Below are 15996 nucleotides of genomic sequence, written 5' to 3'. Positions count from 1 at the left end.
GCCCATGACCGATGCAGCGCCCGCAAAACCCGCCAATCCGCGCCACAAGTGGTATATCGTCAACGCCTACTCGAACTTCGAGAAGAAGGTCGCCGAGCAGATCCGTGACCAAGCCAAACAGCAGGGCCTGGAAGACGCCTTCTCCGAAATCCTGGTTCCGACCGAGGACGTCGTCGAGATCCGTCGCGGCCGCAAGGTGAACTCGGAACGCAAGTTCTTCCCCGGCTATGTGCTGGTGAAGATGGAAATGACCGACCAGGCCTATCACCTGGTCAAGAACACCCCGAAGGTCACCGGCTTCCTGGGCGCCGCAGGCGGCACCAAGCCCCTGCCGGTCTCGGAACGTGAAGTCCAGAACATCATCGGTCAGGTGGAAGAAGGCGTCGAACGTCCCAAGCCCACCATCCGCTTCGACATCGGCGAGAAGGTCAAGGTCATCGACGGCCCGTTCGCCAGCTTCGACGGTTCGGTCGAAAGCGTGGACGAAGAACACGCCCGCCTGCGCGTCGCCGTTTCCATCTTCGGTCGCGCCACGCCGGTCGAGCTGGAATACGCCCAGGTGGAGAAGGTTTCGGGCTAAGGCCTACGCACCTCCCAGATTTGAAGCCGCGTCCGAAAGGGCGCGGCTTTTTCGTTTCGGCGTCGCGAGGACGTTGGCGCGTTGCCTTTCCACCCCCCCTCTGTTACACGCGCGCCTTCGCTCGGCGGGCCTCGGCTCGCGGGGCGGCAAATCCGTGGGAGGCAGCCATGCCGCACCACGGCTCACCGGCCCTGCGTTCAGTCGTCGGGTCGTTCATAGGAGAGACCAATGGCCAAGAAGATTCTCGGCTATATCAAGCTGCAAGTACCGGCCGGTTCGGCCACGCCTTCGCCCCCGATCGGCCCCGCTCTGGGTCAACGCGGCGTGAACATCATGGGCTTCTGCAAGGAGTTCAATGCGCGCACCGAGAAGGAAGCCAAGGGCACCCCGCTTCCGACCGTGATCACCGTCTATCAGGACAAGTCGTTCACCTTCCTGACCAAGACGCCGCCGGCGACCTGGTACCTGAAGCAGGCCACGGGCCTGAAGTCGGGCTCCAAGCTGGTCGGCCGCGAGACGGCCGGTACGGTCAAGGTTTCGCAACTGCGCGAGATCGCTGAAAAGAAGATGAAAGATCTGAACGCGAACGACCTCGACGCCGCGACCAAGATCATCGAAGGCTCCGCCCGCGCGATGGGCCTCGAAGTGGTGGAGGGCTAAACCATGGCCAAGCAAACCAAGGCTCAAAAAGCCCGCACCGGCGTCAGCCAAGACCTGCTGCCGTTCTCCGACGCCATCAAGCTGGCCAAGGAAAACGCCAAGTCGAAGTTCGACGAATCCCTTGAGATCGCCGTCAACCTGGGCGTCGATCCCCGTCACGCCGACCAACAGGTCCGTGGCGTGGTGAACCTGCCGTCGGGTACGGGCCGTGACGTTCGCGTCGCCGTCTTCGCCAAGGACGCGAAGGCCGCCGAAGCCACCGCAGCCGGCGCCGAACACGTCGGCGCCGAAGATCTGTACGAGAAGATCGCCGGCGGCTTCATGGAGTTCGACCGCGTGATCGCGTCGCCGGACATGATGGCCCTGGTCGGCCGTCTGGGTAAGGTGCTGGGCCCGCGCGGCCTGATGCCGAACCCGAAGGTCGGCACCGTGACCCCGAACGTGGCCCAGGCCGTCAAGGACGCCAAGGGCGGCGCCGTCGAGTTCCGCGTCGAGAAGGCGGGCATCGTCCACGCCGGCATCGGCAAGGTCTCGTTCACCCAGGACGCCCTGGAAGCCAACGTGAAGGCTATCGTGGACGCACTGGTGCGTTCCAAGCCGTCGGGCGCCAAGGGCACCTATGTGAAGCGCATCAGCCTGTCTTCGACGATGGGGCCGGGCATCAAGGTCGACCCGTCCTCGCTGGGCGCCTAAGACTAGACAACCGGTACTGAAGAACGGCGGGGAGCGATCCCCGCCGTTTTTTCTTGCCCGAATGTCGTCCCAGCCGTCAGGATGCGCCCCTATCTGGGGGATGACATGAAACAACTCATAGGCGGCCTGTGCATGGCCGTGACGCTGCTGGTTGCGCCGGGCGCCGCCCTGGCCGACGCACGTAGCGACGAGGCGGCGCGCCTGGCCCTGGCCAACAAGTTCGTCATGCTGATCCAGGGCGAGGAAATGACGACCGCCATGGGGCAGATGGTCGAGTCCATGATCCCGGAGTCCGATGAAGACCTAAGCGCCTCCGACGCCGCCGCGATTCGAGAGGTGGTCGTGGACATGACCCAGGCCATGATGCCTCGGATGTTCGAGGCCATGGCTCCCGTCTATGCCGATATCTTCACGCTGGAGGAGCTTCGAGCCATGGTCGCCTTCTATGAGAGCGATGTCGGCCAGAACCTTTTGGTCAAGAGCGTGCAGGCCATGCCGCGACTGAATGCGGCCGCCATGTCTGTGATGCCCGAGATGCTGGCCGGCATGGGCGACGCCATGTGCAGCCGCCTGAAATGCACGCCAGACGAACGTCGCGAGATGAAGGCCGCCATGGCCGAGGCTGCGCAGGGCATGGCGGCCCAATAGGCCTCAGTAGGCTGCGGTGAAGCGCGCGCGGCTGTGCTGGGGGTTTTCCAACTCGTCGACCATGGCGACGGCGTAGTCCGAGAAGCCGATCCTGCTCTCGCCCTTGTCGTCCACGACCAGTTGGTCTGTTCCGGTGCGGAAATGGCCCAGGCGGGGCGTTTCCTCGATGACGGCGGCGGGCGAGAAGAAGGTCCAGTCGATCTCCGTCTCGTGGCGCAGGGCGTCCAGGAAGACGATGCCGCCCTGGGCGAAGGCCTTCCACGCCTCGGGGAACTCGGGCGTGTCGATCAGGCGGACGCCGGGGGCGACCTCCAGGCTGGCGGCGCCGCCGGTGACGAGCAGGCGAGGGACGCCGGCGGTCTTGAGCGCGGTCAGGATGGTCTCGGCCGGCACGTCGAAGTGCAGGGCGCTGATGACGGCGTCCGAACCCTTGATCAGCTCCGCCAGTGCAGCGGCGTCCGAGGCGTCGCCCGCCACAGGCGTGACGCTGTTGGCGGCGGGGATGGCCTCGGGCTTGCGGGCGATGGCGGTGACGGCGTGACCGCGCGCGGCGAGTTCCCTGGTGATTTCCGAACCGGCGCGACCGCTGGCGCCGAGGACTGCGACTTTCATGGAAGGCTCCTTGAGGTATCCAATGGATACCAGGTGCGCTATGGGGTGCGGCCATGCAAGACGGCACCTTTCAGACACCTGGTCACCCGCAGGAAACCCGGACGCGCGGCGATGTGTTCGCGGCGAACTGTCCAACGCGGCAGTTGCTGGACCGGATCGCGGACAAGTGGAGCACTCTGATCCTGATCGTGCTGGGCGAGGGACCGATCCGGTTCAATGCGCTAAAGCACCGGGTCGATGGCGTATCGCAGAAGATGCTGAGCCAGACGCTGAAGTCGCTGGAGCGGGACGGTCTGGTGTCGCGATCCGTCGTGGCGACCGTGCCGGTGTCCGTAACCTATGCGGTGACGCCGCTGGGCTGCACCCTGATGGCGGCGATGCAGTCGATGATCGACTGGGCCGAGACGCAAATGCCCCAGGTCGCGGCGGCGCAGACGGCCTATGATCAGCGGTCATCCGAAGCCCACTGATTTTATTATCGCATGCGGCGAACGGCCACGCTCGACCTGCGTTCCTGTCGCGACCTTGAAGGGGGCGATATGTTCGGACTGGGAAGATTGATGGGCGATAAGGCTAATGTGGGCCTCGGCTCGGGTGGGGGCGATCCGTGGAAGGGGCGACTGGCGTTCGGCGCTATCGTGCTGGTCTCGGCCTATTTCGCCGTCCAACTGATCGTGACCCTGCAGACGCTGTGGCTGCTGATCTTCGGAGCCATCGTCGTCGCTGTGGTTCTTCGCGCCCTGGCCGATCCCCTCGTGCGCTGGCTGAAGGCGCCGGATCCGTTGGCGGTGTTTCTGTCCCTGCTGATCGTGGTCGGGGTTCTGGCGGGGATACTGACCCTTTTCGGCGCGCAGATCACCGAGCAGGTCGTGGCTCTGTCTGCCGTGGTGCCCCAGGGTTGGGACCAGGTGCAGTCCTGGATCCAGGCCCAGCCCTACGCCGCGCAACTGTTCGAGCAACTGCAGGGGTTGGGTGATCGGGCTGGCCAGGCGTTGCAGGTGGCGCAAAAATTCGCGCTGGGCTTCGCCTCCGGCGTGACCACCCTGGTTCTCGTCATCGTCGCCGGCGTGTTCCTGGCTATCGAACCGGCCAAGTCGCGCGAGGGTCTGCTGTCGATGGTTCCGATGGACCGTCGGGACCGTCTGCGCGAGGTGCTGAACAGCTGCGGCAAGGCGTTGAAGGGTTGGCTGAAGGCGCAACTATTCTCGATGGTGCTGGTCGGCACGCTGACGGGCGTCGGTCTGGCCATCATCGGCGTGCCCTCGGCGCTGGGCCTTGGGCTGCTGACGGGCCTTGCGCAGTTCGTGCCCATCGTCGGACCCATCGTCTCGACCATTCCGGCGGTTCTGGTGGGGGCGACCCAAGGGTGGGAGACCGCCGTGATGACGCTGGCCCTCTATGTCGTGGTGTCCCAGCTGGAGAGCAACTTCATCACGCCGATGGTTCAGAAGAACGTGGCCAACCTGCCGGTCGTGCTGGGCATCTTCGCCGTGGTCGGGATCGGCACCCTGTTCGGGCCGCTGGGCGTGCTGTTCGCCACGCCGCTGGCGCTGGTGCTGCATACCTTGATCACCATGCTCTATAGGCAGGACGTCCTGGGGGACCCCGATGCGAAGGCGCCCGGCGAAAAATAGGACGCCTGCGTCAGTTCGCTTGACGCAGGCGGCGCGATCACCTTTGGAACGCGCTGATCCTTTCGCTGGTGCAAAACGTCGCATGGCCTGTCTCAAGACTCGATCCTTTCGGAACCGCGCCTGATGGCTTCGGGAGTCAAACGCACCTCGCGATCCGAAACCCGTCAGGTCGCGGCCCTTCCGTGGCGGCTGACGGACGAGGGTCGTCAGATCCTGATGATCACCTCGCGCGAGACCCGTCGCTGGGTCATCCCCAAGGGCGGCCGGATGGTCGGCAAGACCGATCCCGAGGCGGCGGCCCAGGAGGCCATGGAAGAAGCCGGGGTGCGCGGCGAGATGGACCAGACCTCCATCGGCGTCTTCCGCTACGCCAAGGGTCTGAAGGATGGCGGCGTTCGCCAGTGCGTGGTCTCGGTCTATCCGCTTCAGGTGCTGGTCCAGTTGGGCGCCTGGCCCGAGGCGCACCAGCGCGAGCGGCGCTGGATGAGTATGAGCGAGGCGGCGGACCTGGTTCATGAACCCGACTTGGCCGCCCTGATCCGCGACTTCGACGCCACGCCCGTCACGGATTGACGTCAATCTTGGCAATCGAGTTGCATTCCCGGCGCTTCGACTGTAAAAGCGCCGCTTCCCGTCACAGGTTCATTCCTTTGGCGGTCCTGTCCGAGAACTTCGGGGCGTGGGGGTCACCCAGGCCATAACTGTCAGAGAGCCCTCTGACGCCGTGGGGAGATGGGGACGCGACCCTGCGCTGTCAGCCCGCATTCCGGGACGGACGCCGTCAGACGCATCCTTCGGACAATACGACCGGCTTTAACGCTTCGCGGCGACGCGGCGCGCTTTGGCCAATCCGTCGTCGGGAATAAGCCCGGCGGCGAATACCAAGACTGGAGACCGCAATGGACCGCGCTCAAAAAGCCGAGTCGATCGAAACGCTCAAGGGCGTATTCGCCGACGCCGGCTCCGTGGTCGTGACCCAAAACCTGGGTCTGACCGTTGCGGAAATGGAAGATCTGCGTGGTCGCCTTCGTAAAGAAGGCGGCGCGTTCAAGGTGGTCAAGAACCGCCTGGCGCTGAAGGCGCTCGAAGCCGAAGAAGGCAGCGAATTCCACGGCCTGTTCAAGGGTCCCGTGGGCATCGCCTATTCCGAGAACCCCGGTACGGCCGCCAAGGTCGCCACCGAGTTCGCCAAGGCCAATGATCGCTTCAAGATCATCGGCGGCTTCATGGGCGACACCGTCGTCGACCAAAAGGGCGTGGAAGTTCTTTCCAAGCTCCCGACGCTCGACGAAGTCCGCAGCCAACTCATCGGCCTGCTCAATGCGCCCGCGACCAAGATCGCCGGCGTGCTGCAAGCACCCGCCGGTCAGCTGGCTCGCGTGTTCAACGCCTACGCCACCAAGGAAGCCGCGTAAGCGGCCCAGCCTTTCATCTCTGCATCACTCTCTAAAACCAATCCTCCGAAGGAACACTGACAATGGCTGACCTCGCCAAGATCGTCGAAGACCTGTCCGCTCTGACCGTTCTCGAAGCTGCTGAACTGTCGAAGCTGCTTGAAGAAAAGTGGGGCGTCAGCGCCGCTGCTCCCGTCGCCATGGCCATGCCGGCCGGTGGTGGCGCTGCTCCGGCCGAAGCTGCCGAAGAGCAAACCGAATTCACCGTCGTCCTGCTGGACGGTGGCGACAAGAAGATCAACGTGATCAAGGAAGTCCGTGGCGTGCGTTCGGACCTGGGTCTGAAGGAAGCCAAGGACCTGGTCGAAGGCGCTCCGCAGAACGTCGTCGAGAACGTCTCCAAGCAGAACGCCGACGAAGTCGCCAAGAAGCTGACGGAAGCCGGCGCCAAGGTCCAGATCAAGTAAGATCTGACTTTCGGCATTTGCTGAATATCGGAAAGGCCCGGCGGGACACCGCCGGGCCTTTTTGTTTGCTGGGCCCTACCGCGCTTCGCGCTACTTGAGGCCGATGGACGGCACTACGGCTAGGGCTTGGTCTGTATCAGTTCTGCGGGCGCGTCCGCGTCGCGAAGAAAGCCCAGAGGGCGTCGTTGTCGGCGACCCAGCTGTGGCCGCCGCCGGCGGTGATGCGGCCCACCACGTCCGCGCCGTCGCGACAGGCGGCGTAGCCTTCCTCATAGATTTTGTCTGCGACCCAGCGGGTGTCGCGCACCTGGGTGCAGCCGTTTAACTGGGCCCAGCGCTGTTCGGCGGCGTGCATGGTGTAATGCCAGTAGCCTGCGCCGCCGCCCTGGATCGGGTTGGTCGTGTCCGCGTCACCGGCGAAGGCGATGACAGGCATGGGGCGCGAGGGGCGGCAGGTGGCGGTATCGGGTTCTTCCGGCCGGTCCTTGCGGGGGTTGCCGGCGCGCAGGCCCACGACCGGGGCGATGGCGGCGAAGCGATCTGCGGCGACGCATGCCAGCCAGGACGTCATCCGTCCGCCGCCCGATAGGCCCGTGGCGTAGACGCGGCTGTCATCGACGCAGCCCTGATCCGCGAGCACCCGGATGGCGGTCGTCAGATAGGCGACGTCGTCGGCATCGCCAGGGCCGGGCACGGCGCCGGTGATGGTCGGGACGCCCGGAATGTTCCAGACGAAGCCCTGCTCGACCGGAATGCCGGCGTCGGGCGCGGCGACGATGAAGCCGTGTCTGCCCGCCGCTTGCGCCAACCGAGACGAGGCCAGCATCTTCTCGCCCGTGCCGCCGCTGCCGTGCAGCAGGAAGACCAGGGGCGCGGGCGTGTTCGGATCGAAGCCGGCGGGCAGGTGGAGCAGCATCGTGCGGCCGGTCCGGCCGATGGCGACGGCCTGGGTCGCGCCCGCCTGGCCGATGCCGCAGGGCGCCGGAGATGAGGCCTGAGCCGCCTGGGTAAAGGCCATTAGGCCCAGCAGGGCCGCGATCATGCCGATCCAACGCTTCATGCGGTTCGTTCCTCGTGAAGAGAGCTGGCAGGGTGGGTGTTTTTCCATGCAGAGGCCAGCCTTGAGGCGCAGCGTGCGGCTTCCCATCTGTGGACACCCCAAGAGACGGAGCCTTCCTTATGAACATCCTGCTGGTGCTGACGTCGCACGATCAACTCGGCGACACGGGCAAGAAGACCGGCTTCTGGCTGGAAGAGCTGGCGGCCCCCTATTACGCGCTGAAGGATGCGGGCGCGCAGGTCGTGCTGGCCTCGCCCAAGGGCGGACAGCCGCCGCTGGATCCCAAGAGCGACGACGCGGACGCCCAGACCGACGACACGCGCCGCTTCAAGGCAGACGCCGAAGCGCAAGCCGCCTTGGCCTCGACCGTCGTTCTGTCCTCGGTGAAGGCCGATGATTTCGACGCCGTCTTCTATCCCGGCGGTCACGGGCCGCTGTGGGACCTGGCCAATGACGCGGATTCCATCGCCCTGATCGAGGCTTTCGCCAAGGCCGACAAGCCGACTGGCTTCGTCTGTCATGCACCGGGCGTGCTGAAGTCGGTGACCGGCGCAGACGGCAAGCCGCTGGTCAACGGCCGCAAGGTGACGGGCTTCACCAACTCTGAAGAGGATGCGGTGGGTCTGACGGACGTGGTGCCGTTCCTGGTCGAGAACGTGCTGATCGCCAATGGCGGCGACTATTCCAAGGGGCCGGATTGGGGGTCGTATGTGCAGACCGACGGAAAGCTGGTGACCGGCCAGAACCCGGGGTCGTCGCGTGAAGCGGCCGAGGCGCTGCTGGGGTTGTTGAAGGCGTAGCACGAAGGGGCTCCCAGTTTCAGGTAACACCACCTGTCGGTTGATCATCGGTAGATGAACCGCGGGCCGTCGTGGGCGCCGAAATCGTGGTCGCCAGTTCCGTGACCTGTCTGTAAGCGGTCCGCTGTTCCGCGAGACAAGCTCCTTTGATGAACAATCTGGCCAAGGCGCTTCTGGGCGACTACGTGGGCACCATGCCGCTTCACATGATCAAACTGGGCGTCGGGGTGCCGGATGTCGAATGGCTGGAGGCCCGCGCCGACAAGGGCGGGCCTCTGGTGGTCCACACGCGGATGACGCCTAAACGCGCGCCGGAAATCGAGGACGGCGGCTCGCTGTACTGGGTGGTGAAGGGTACCATCGTCTGCCGCCAGCCCGTGCTCGACATCGCCACCCTGGGGGAGGGCAAGCAGAGCCGGTGTGAAATCACCCTGGCGCCCCAGGTGATCCGCACCGCCCCCATGGCGCGGCGGCCCTTCCAAGGCTGGCGCTATTTCGAGCCCAAGGACACGCCGGTCGACCTGACCGAGCTGGATGCAGGCGAGGCGCCAGAGGAGTTGGTGCGCCAGCTTCGCGAACTGGGCGCCTGGTAGGCTGAACCCACAGAGTTTTTGGGTGTTGACCGCGACGGGTCCGCGTGGCCTGTGCCGCCTCCGATGATCGCGCTCAGCCCCCAGACCCGTACCGCCTTCCGAGACCTGCTCAACCTGGCTTGGCCGGTGATCCTGTCGCGCCTGGGAATCATGACCATGGGCCTGACCGACGCCATCGTGGTCGGGCGGTTTTCGAGCCAGGAATTGGCCTTCCACTCCCTGGCCTGGGCGCCGACCTCGATCGTGGTGACGACGGCGGTCGGGCTGATGCTGGGCGTGCAAGTGATGACGGCGCGGATGCTGGGCGAGGGGCGTCGGCACGCCGTCGGCTCGGTGCTGCGTCGGGGCATGACCTATTCGCTTCAGATCGGCGTGGTCTCGATGATCGCCCTCATCGCCGTCGGCCCCTGGGGGCTGGGTCAGATGGGGCTGGACGACGGTCTGGCCGAGGGGGCGGGACCGGCCCTGGTCGTCTTCGCCCTGTCCATGCCCTTCTATCTGATCTCGGTGACCGGGCAGTTCTTCCTGGAGGCCCTGGGGCGGCCCAAGCCCGGCATGGTCGCCATGTGGGTGGCGAACGGGGTCAATCTGGCGCTGAACATCGTGCTGGTTCCCGACCTGCTGGGCATCGGTTTCGACGGCGCCTTCGCCTCGGCTTGGGCGACGTTCGGGGCGCGGGCGGCGCTGGCGATCTTCCTGGTGGTCTATATCCTGCGCCTGCCCGAGGCGCGGTCGCTGGGCATATTCGACAAGCCCGAGCGTGATCCCAAGGCGGCGCGGGAACAGGTCAAGGTCGGCCTGGGCGCCGGCGCATCCTATTTCATCGAGGTCGGGGCCTTTTCCGGCTTCACCTTCTTCGCCGGTCAGATCGGCACGGCGGAGACGGCGGCCTGGGCGGTGGTGCTGAATGTCTCGGCCATCGTCTTCATGCTGCCCATGGGCCTGTCGTCGGCGACGGCGGTGCTGGTGGGACGCAGCTATGGGGCGGGCGACGGGCAAGGGGTGTTGAGGGCCGGTCTGGTGGGCTTGAGCGTCGTGACGGCGATGACCTTCATCGTCGCCCTGCTGGTCTGGCCCAGCGCGCATCTGATCGTGGGCGCCTACAATCGCGATCCGGTCCTGCTGGCCATCGCCGCCCCGGCCCTGGTGCTGGCGACCCTGTTCTTCGTCGCGGACGGAATCCAGGTGGTGGCGGCCCAGGCGAACCGCGCGGCGGGCGACGTCTGGTGGCCCACGATCATGCATTTCGTGGCCTATGGGGCGGTGATGATGCCGCTGGGCTGGGTGCTGGCGCACCGTATGGGCGTCGATGGTCTGGTCTGGGCGATCGTGATCGCCAGCTTGGCGTCTTCTGTCCTGCTGACGGGGCGGTTCGTCCGGGTGGCGCGGCGGCTGCCTTAGAATTCTCCCTCCCCTTCATGGGGAGGGGCGGCGAAGCGTAGCGCAGCCGGGGTGGGGAAGTTAGAACTCCGCCCAGGCCCATTCGGGCCCCACCCTGATCGCTGCGCGATCGTCCCTCCCCATGAAGGGGAGGGAGAGGTGACGTCGCCGCTTCCGCTCTCTATATCCCTGCGCTTCCCCGAACTCCTGGACGATCATGGCCCGCATCCTCATCACCTCGGCGCTGCCCTACATCAACGGCATCAAGCACCTGGGGAATCTGGCGGGCTCGATGTTGCCGGCCGACGTCTGGGCGCGGTTCAAGCGGGCCCAGGGGCATGAGGTCCTCTATATCTGCGCCACCGACGAACACGGCACCCCGGCCGAGCTGGCCGCCGCCGCCGCCGGCCAGGACGTGCGGACCTATTGCGACGAGCAGCACGAGATCCAGAAGGCCGCCGGCCAGGCCTTCGGCCTGAGCTATGACTGGTTCGGCCGGTCGTCGAATCCGCAGAACCATCGCCTGACCCAGCATTTCGCCGAGGCGCTGGAGAAGAACGGACTGATCGAGGAGCGGGTGGATCGGATGATCTACTCCATCGACGACGTGCGCTTTCTGCCCGACCGCTATGTCGAGGGGACCTGCCCCCACTGCGGCCATGTCGGCGCGCGCGGGGATCAGTGCGACAACTGCGGACGCCTGCTGGACCCCACGGACCTGATCGACCCCTATTCGTCGGTGTCGGGCTCCAAGAACCTTGAGGTGCGCGACACGCGCCACCTGTATCTGCTGCAGACTAAAATCGAGCCGCAGATCCGCGCCTGGGTCGATGGCAAGAGCGGCTGGCAGGTGCTGGCCAAGTCCATCGCCTACAAGCATCTGGACGAGGGGCTGATCGACCGGGGCATCACCCGCGACCTGGCCTGGGGCGTGCCGGTGCTGAAGGACGGCTTCCCGCGTCCGGGCATGGAGGACAAGGTCTTCTACGTCTGGTTCGACGCCCCCATCGAATATATCGCCGCGACCGAGGAATGGGCCGAAGCGACCGGCGGGTCGTGGCGCGACTGGTGGCGTCTGGACGAGGGGGCCGAGGACGTCCGCTATGTCCAGTTCATGGGCAAGGACAATGTGGCCTTCCACACTGTCAGTTTCCCGGCGACCATCATCGGCTCGGGCGAGCCGTGGAAGACGGTGGACCAGCTGAAGGCCTTCAACTGGCTGAACTGGTACGGCGGCAAATTCTCGACCAGCCAGAAGCGCGGCGTCTTCATGGACCAGGCGCTTGAACTGCTGCCGGCCGACTACTGGCGCTGGCGTTTGACGGCTTACGGCCCGGAACATGCGGATTCGGCCTTTACCTGGGAGGATTTTCAGGCCTCGACGAACAAGGACCTGGCCGATGTGCTGGGCAACTTCGTCAACCGGATCGTCAAATTCGCCGAGTCGAAGTTCGACGGCGTCGTGCCCGAAGGCGGCGAGGCCGGGCCTGTCGAGATCCAGCTGGAAGCCGACATCAAGGCGGGCATCGCCGAGGCGACCGAACAGTTCGAGGCCATGGAGTTCCGCAAGGCGGCCCAGGCCCTGCGCGCCGTCTGGGTGCTGGGCAACGAATATCTGCAGGTCGCCGCGCCCTGGACCGCGCTGAAGACCGACCGCGACCGCGCGGCGGTGGGCGTGCGGACGGGGCTGAATCTGGTGGCTCTGTTCGCCCGTCTGGCGGCGCCGGTCCTGCCGTTCTCGGCCGAGAAGATCGCGGCTTCGGTGGGATCAACCGACCTGAGCTGGCCGGGCGCGGACGAGAATGTGCTGAATAGTCTGGCCGTCGGTCAGGCTGTGGCGGCCCAGGGCGTGTTGTTCGCCAAGATCGAGGACGCCCAGGTGGCGGAATGGTCCGAACGCTTCGGCGGCGCGGACGCCTGATTGGGCGGGCGGGGATATGCGATGACGCCGACCTTGACGCTCTTGACCGACGAACGGCGCGCCGCGATTCGCGAGCGAATGGCGCGCACAGGCCGCACGCAGATCGAAGGCATCCTGGCTTTGAACGACGCTCAGGGACTGTATGAGGCGGCGACGACCGCCGACTACAATGTCGTGACGCGGCGCGGGAAGGGGCATGTCGATCTGCCCGCCGCCTGGCTGGCGTCGCTATCGCCGGATCAGAAACAGGCCTTGGGGCAGGCGGTGCAGGCGTCGGCCCAGACCGACTTTCAGTATCTGTACGACAACCACCCCATCTACGACCTGGTCGAGGCGGGGCAGGCGGCGCCGGTGTGGTCCGACCTGCTGGCCTTCCTGAACGACGAGGCTTTCCTGAATCTGATGCGCGATGTGACCGGCGAGCCGCGCATCGCCCTGGCCGACGCGCAACTGACCCGATATCGCCCCGGACATTTCCTGACCGAGCATGACGACCATGCGGACGGCAAGAACCGCTTCTTCGCCTATGTGCTGAACCTGACGCCGGCCTGGCGAATCGAATGGGGCGGCCTGCTGGCCTTCCACGGCGCCGACGGCAATGTGGCCGAGGCCTTCACCCCGCGCTTCAACACCCTGAACCTGTTGAAGGTGCCAGCGCCTCATTCGGTGACCCAGGTCGCCCTGTCGGCGGCGGCGGACCGGATATCGGTTACGGGGTGGTTGAGGGGCCTCTGATCAGGCCTGTTCCGCAACGATCACAGGCAGGCCGGCGGCGTGCCAGGCCTGGATGCCGCCAGTCAGGTTGAACAGGGGCTGGCCCTCCGGGCCGGTCGGGCCGACGAAGGCGCAGACCTGGTGGCTGCGGCCGCCCTTCAGGCACTGGACGACGATCTTCTTGTCGGCGGGCAGGTCCAGCGCCTCCCAGGAGGCCGGCATCTGGCTCAGCGGGGCCAGGATGGCGCCGTCGATGCGGGCTGCGGCGAACTCGTCCGGCTCGCGCACATCGATCAGGATCGCCTCGCCTGATTGGAGCCAGGCGGCGGCCTCTTCGACCGTGACCGTTGCGACCGTCATGCCGCAGGCGCCGCAGCCGGGGCCGTCGGTTCGGCGGGCGCCGGGGTCGGGCTGGTCTCGGTGCGCCTCTGGCCCAGGTGTTTGGCGGCTTCCTCGGGACTGATCTCGATGAAGGCCGGGGCCGAGGCGTTGAACTCGTCCATATGGCCGGTGCGGACCACCACCTGACGGGCGCCGTCCCAGATCATGTGGATGGCGACATACAGAACCACGACAAGGCCGACATAGCCGATCCAGCGGTAGCGGTGCAGCAGCTTGGCGATGAAGGTGGCGGCCAGACCCATCAGGGCGATCGACAGAATCAGGCCGAAGACCATGATCCAGGGGTGGTCGTGGGCGGCGCCGGCGACGGCCAACACATTGTCCAGCGACATGGTCAGGTCGGCGATCATGATCTGCAGCAGGGCGGCGCCGAAGGACTTGCGCTTCAGGCCCAGCTCCTCGGGCGACGGCCCCTTGCCGTGTTCGATGCTCAGGGCCAGTTCGAGTTCCCTCTCGGCCTCGGCCTGGTCGTGGGTGCGCTGTTCCTGCAGTTCGCGCCACATCTTCCAGCAAACCCACAGCAGCAGAAGACCGCCGGCCAACAGCAGGCCGACCAGGGCCAGAAGCTGGACCGTGATCAGCGCAAAGCCGATGCGCATGACGACGGCGGCGGCCAGGCCGATCAGAATGGCCTTCTTGCGCTGTTCCTGGGGCAGGGCGGCGGCGGCCAGGCCCACGGCGACGGCGTTGTCGCCGGCCAGAACCAGATCCATCAGAAGGACCTGGCCCAGAGCGGCGGCCTGGCTGGCGAATTCGGGAGACGAGAAAAATTCCATTTCCGCTCTCTAACGCCGGTGCGACCTTCTGTCAGCCGCGTTGAGCGCGAGACGCCTCATAAAGGGCGACGGCGGCCGCATTGGAGACGTTCAGGCTCTCGAATCCGCCCGGCATGGGGATCTTGGCCAGGACGTCGCAGTGCTCGGCGACCAGCCGACGGATGCCGTCGCCCTCGGACCCCATGACCAGGACGGTCGGCTGACGGTCCAGCGCCTCTTCCAGCGTCTGCTCGCCCATCCCGTCCAGACCCACGGCGCGCCAGCCCAGGTCGGCCAGCCGCTCCAGCGCGCGCGACAGGTTGGTCACCCGGGCGTGGGGCAGGCGTTCGGTCGCGCCGACGGCCGCCTTGGCCAGGGCGCCGGCCAGGGCGGGGGCATGGCGGTCCTGGACGATGATTCCCCGCGCGCCGAAGGCCAGGGCTGAGCGGAAGATGGCGCCGACGTTCTGCGGATCGGTCAGTTGATCCAGCATGACGATGATCCCTTGCGCCGGATCGGCCAGCTCTTCCAGCGACACGCCTTCCAATGGCTGGACCTTGAAGGCCAGGCCCTGATGAACGGCGCCGGGGGGCAGCATCCGGGTCAGGGCCTGGACCTCGACAACCTCGATCTTGTGACCGTGGGCCAGTTTGCCCTCTTCGATCTCGGCGGCGCGCTCGGCCGTGGCCAGGAGGCGACCCGTGCCGCGACGCGCGGGATTCGCCAAAGCGGCCAGGACCGGGTGACGGCCCCACAGAAAATTATCGGCGTCCGACTTGTTCCGATCCGGCGCACGGGGCGGGCGGGGCGCATCGTCGCGCCCGGAAAAGCCTTGCGCGGCGGGCTTTTGCCCCTTGTCGCGCGGCCCCTCAGGCCGGTTTCCGAAGACCGGTTTTTTACCGCTTCTACGGTCGTTGCGTTCTGTTTTCGACGACACTATAAGACGCCCTCCGATTTGGAGCCCCAAGGGCTTTCGGGTCTGGGCGCCCCCTCTATCCTAGAGGAGGCGACAAGCCGAAGGCTTTTGTTTCGTCCCGCCTCTTTATGGCGGAAACGAGGGGTCCGACGGTTCGACAAGGCGCGCTGGGGGAATGTCCCGAGTGGCAAAGGGGGGGGACTGTAAATCCCCTGCGTAAGCTTCGTAGGTTCGAGTCCTACTTCCCCCACCACGCGCCTTGACGGATACGACGGATCAGGACCCGAAGAGGATCGGCTGCGGCGTTCCTTCGCGAACTTCCGCAGTCCCCGCGCGGGTATAGCACAATGGTAGTGCAGCAGCCTTCCAAGCTGAGGATGTCGGTTCGATCCCGTCTACCCGCTCCAGGTTTTTTGATCAGCATCGCGCCCCTCAACCCGGGCCATCAGGAGTTTGGCCATGGCCAAGGAAAAGTTCGAACGGAACAAGCCGCACTGCAACATCGGCACGATCGGCCACGTTGACCACGGCAAGACCACGCTGACGGCTGCGATCACGATGACGCTGGCGAAGGCCGGTGGCGCTAAAGCTATGGCCTATGCCGACATCGACGCTGCGCCGGAAGAAAAGGCCCGCGGCATCACGATCAACACCGCGCACGTGGAATATGAGACGGCCAACCGTCACTACGCCCACGTCGACTGCCCCGGCCACGCCGACTATGTGAAGAACATGATCACCGGCGCCGCGCAGATGGACGGCGCGAT

General features: G+C 65.9%; 20 protein-coding genes and 2 tRNA genes. 17 read left to right on the top strand and 5 right to left on the bottom strand.

Annotated features, from left to right (window positions below; all coding sequences use genetic code 11):
- Positions 1-4 precede the first annotated feature (4 nt).
- The 4 genes from nusG to ACP693_RS00095 all read left to right on the top strand — a co-directional run bounded on the left by nusG (position 5) and on the right by ACP693_RS00095 (position 2581).
- Entirely contained in the window at positions 5-580 is a 576-nt protein-coding gene (gene nusG, locus ACP693_RS00110; RefSeq protein ID WP_159844899.1) for a transcription termination/antitermination protein NusG, read from the top strand.
- A gap of 228 nt (positions 581-808) precedes the next feature.
- Complete coding sequence (rplK, locus tag ACP693_RS00105; protein ID WP_135193053.1) at positions 809-1240, top strand: 50S ribosomal protein L11; 432 nt, start codon at positions 809-811, stop codon at positions 1238-1240.
- Between the two features lie 3 nt (positions 1241-1243).
- Positions 1244-1933, top strand: a complete 690-nt coding sequence (gene rplA, locus ACP693_RS00100; RefSeq protein WP_135193052.1) for a 50S ribosomal protein L1 — start codon at positions 1244-1246, stop codon at positions 1931-1933.
- Between the two features lie 105 nt (positions 1934-2038).
- Positions 2039-2581 carry a DUF2059 domain-containing protein gene (locus ACP693_RS00095; RefSeq protein ID WP_426016336.1) on the top strand — a complete coding sequence of 181 codons (543 nt, stop codon included), beginning with the start codon at positions 2039-2041 and terminating at the stop codon, positions 2579-2581.
- Between the two features lie 3 nt (positions 2582-2584).
- Here the strand turns inward: ACP693_RS00095 and ACP693_RS00090 are convergent, their stop codons facing one another.
- Positions 2585-3193, bottom strand: a complete 609-nt coding sequence (locus tag ACP693_RS00090; protein ID WP_426016338.1) for an NAD(P)-dependent oxidoreductase — start codon at positions 3191-3193, stop codon at positions 2585-2587.
- Between the two features lie 53 nt (positions 3194-3246).
- Between ACP693_RS00090 and ACP693_RS00085 the strand changes: the two genes are divergently transcribed.
- The 5 genes from ACP693_RS00085 to rplL all read left to right on the top strand — a co-directional run bounded on the left by ACP693_RS00085 (position 3247) and on the right by rplL (position 6688).
- The gene (locus ACP693_RS00085; protein WP_409718457.1) at positions 3247-3663 is read left to right on the top strand and encodes a winged helix-turn-helix transcriptional regulator; all 417 of its coding nucleotides are present in this window, start codon (positions 3247-3249) and stop codon (positions 3661-3663) included.
- A 90-nt stretch (positions 3664-3753) separates the two neighbouring features.
- Positions 3754-4827 (top strand): AI-2E family transporter, encoded by a 1074-nt coding sequence (locus ACP693_RS00080; RefSeq protein WP_426016340.1) that lies wholly within the window; start codon positions 3754-3756, stop codon positions 4825-4827.
- Between the two features lie 123 nt (positions 4828-4950).
- Positions 4951-5400 carry an NUDIX hydrolase gene (locus tag ACP693_RS00075; protein WP_426016342.1) on the top strand — a complete coding sequence of 150 codons (450 nt, stop codon included), beginning with the start codon at positions 4951-4953 and terminating at the stop codon, positions 5398-5400.
- Positions 5401-5726: 326 nt separating this feature from the next.
- Positions 5727-6242 carry a 50S ribosomal protein L10 gene (gene rplJ / locus ACP693_RS00070; RefSeq protein WP_409718444.1) on the top strand — a complete coding sequence of 172 codons (516 nt, stop codon included), beginning with the start codon at positions 5727-5729 and terminating at the stop codon, positions 6240-6242.
- Positions 6243-6304: 62 nt separating this feature from the next.
- Entirely contained in the window at positions 6305-6688 is a 384-nt protein-coding gene (gene rplL / locus ACP693_RS00065; protein ID WP_292120161.1) for a 50S ribosomal protein L7/L12, read from the top strand.
- 136 nt (positions 6689-6824) lie between these two features.
- On the opposite strand, the gene ACP693_RS00060 is transcribed toward rplL, so the two are convergent.
- Positions 6825-7748 (bottom strand): alpha/beta hydrolase family esterase, encoded by a 924-nt coding sequence (locus ACP693_RS00060; protein WP_426016343.1) that lies wholly within the window; start codon positions 7746-7748, stop codon positions 6825-6827.
- Between the two features lie 119 nt (positions 7749-7867).
- Between ACP693_RS00060 and ACP693_RS00055 the strand changes: the two genes are divergently transcribed.
- The 5 genes from ACP693_RS00055 to ACP693_RS00035 all read left to right on the top strand — a co-directional run bounded on the left by ACP693_RS00055 (position 7868) and on the right by ACP693_RS00035 (position 13177).
- On the top strand, positions 7868-8548 hold the full coding sequence (locus ACP693_RS00055; protein WP_426016344.1) for a type 1 glutamine amidotransferase domain-containing protein: 681 nt from the start codon (positions 7868-7870) through the stop codon (positions 8546-8548).
- A 194-nt stretch (positions 8549-8742) separates the two neighbouring features.
- The gene (locus ACP693_RS00050) at positions 8743-9141 is read left to right on the top strand and encodes a DUF1489 family protein (protein WP_425984827.1); all 399 of its coding nucleotides are present in this window, start codon (positions 8743-8745) and stop codon (positions 9139-9141) included.
- 63 nt (positions 9142-9204) lie between these two features.
- Positions 9205-10542 carry an MATE family efflux transporter gene (locus ACP693_RS00045; protein ID WP_426016346.1) on the top strand — a complete coding sequence of 446 codons (1338 nt, stop codon included), beginning with the start codon at positions 9205-9207 and terminating at the stop codon, positions 10540-10542.
- Positions 10543-10738: 196 nt separating this feature from the next.
- The gene (gene metG / locus ACP693_RS00040) at positions 10739-12442 is read left to right on the top strand and encodes a methionine--tRNA ligase (RefSeq protein ID WP_426016347.1); all 1704 of its coding nucleotides are present in this window, start codon (positions 10739-10741) and stop codon (positions 12440-12442) included.
- 21 nt (positions 12443-12463) lie between these two features.
- Positions 12464-13177 carry a 2OG-Fe(II) oxygenase gene (locus ACP693_RS00035; protein ID WP_426016349.1) on the top strand — a complete coding sequence of 238 codons (714 nt, stop codon included), beginning with the start codon at positions 12464-12466 and terminating at the stop codon, positions 13175-13177.
- Here ACP693_RS00035 and ACP693_RS00030 read toward each other — a convergent pair whose 3' ends face one another.
- From ACP693_RS00030 to rlmB, 3 genes are read right to left on the bottom strand one after another with little or no spacing between them, the layout of a single operon-like run.
- A complete protein-coding gene (locus ACP693_RS00030) occupies positions 13178-13516 on the bottom strand; it encodes a rhodanese-like domain-containing protein (RefSeq protein WP_426016350.1) in 339 nt (112 codons plus the stop codon). It abuts the gene before it with no gap.
- Positions 13513-14334, bottom strand: coding sequence for a YjbE family putative metal transport protein (locus tag ACP693_RS00025; RefSeq protein WP_426016352.1), 822 nt, complete (start codon positions 14332-14334; stop codon positions 13513-13515). Before ACP693_RS00025 ends, ACP693_RS00030 begins: the two co-directional genes overlap by 4 nt.
- A 31-nt stretch (positions 14335-14365) precedes the next feature.
- Positions 14366-15250, bottom strand: a complete 885-nt coding sequence (gene rlmB / locus ACP693_RS00020) for a 23S rRNA (guanosine(2251)-2'-O)-methyltransferase RlmB (RefSeq protein WP_426016353.1) — start codon at positions 15248-15250, stop codon at positions 14366-14368.
- Between the two features lie 148 nt (positions 15251-15398).
- On the opposite strand from rlmB, the gene ACP693_RS00015 reads away from it, so the two are divergent.
- The 3 genes from ACP693_RS00015 to ACP693_RS00005 all read left to right on the top strand — a co-directional run.
- Positions 15399-15482 (top strand) — tRNA-Tyr (locus ACP693_RS00015).
- An 80-nt stretch (positions 15483-15562) separates the two neighbouring features.
- Positions 15563-15636 (top strand) — tRNA-Gly (locus ACP693_RS00010).
- A 52-nt stretch (positions 15637-15688) separates the two neighbouring features.
- Positions 15689-15996: GTP-binding protein (locus tag ACP693_RS00005; RefSeq protein ID WP_426050110.1), on the top strand; the 308-nt coding region annotated here is incomplete at its 3' end.

The sequence above is a fragment of the Brevundimonas sp. TWP1-3 genome (genome assembly GCF_049896085.1).
Classification (GTDB): domain Bacteria; phylum Pseudomonadota; class Alphaproteobacteria; order Caulobacterales; family Caulobacteraceae; genus Brevundimonas.
This window is presented reverse-complemented; position numbering and strand designations above follow the sequence as displayed.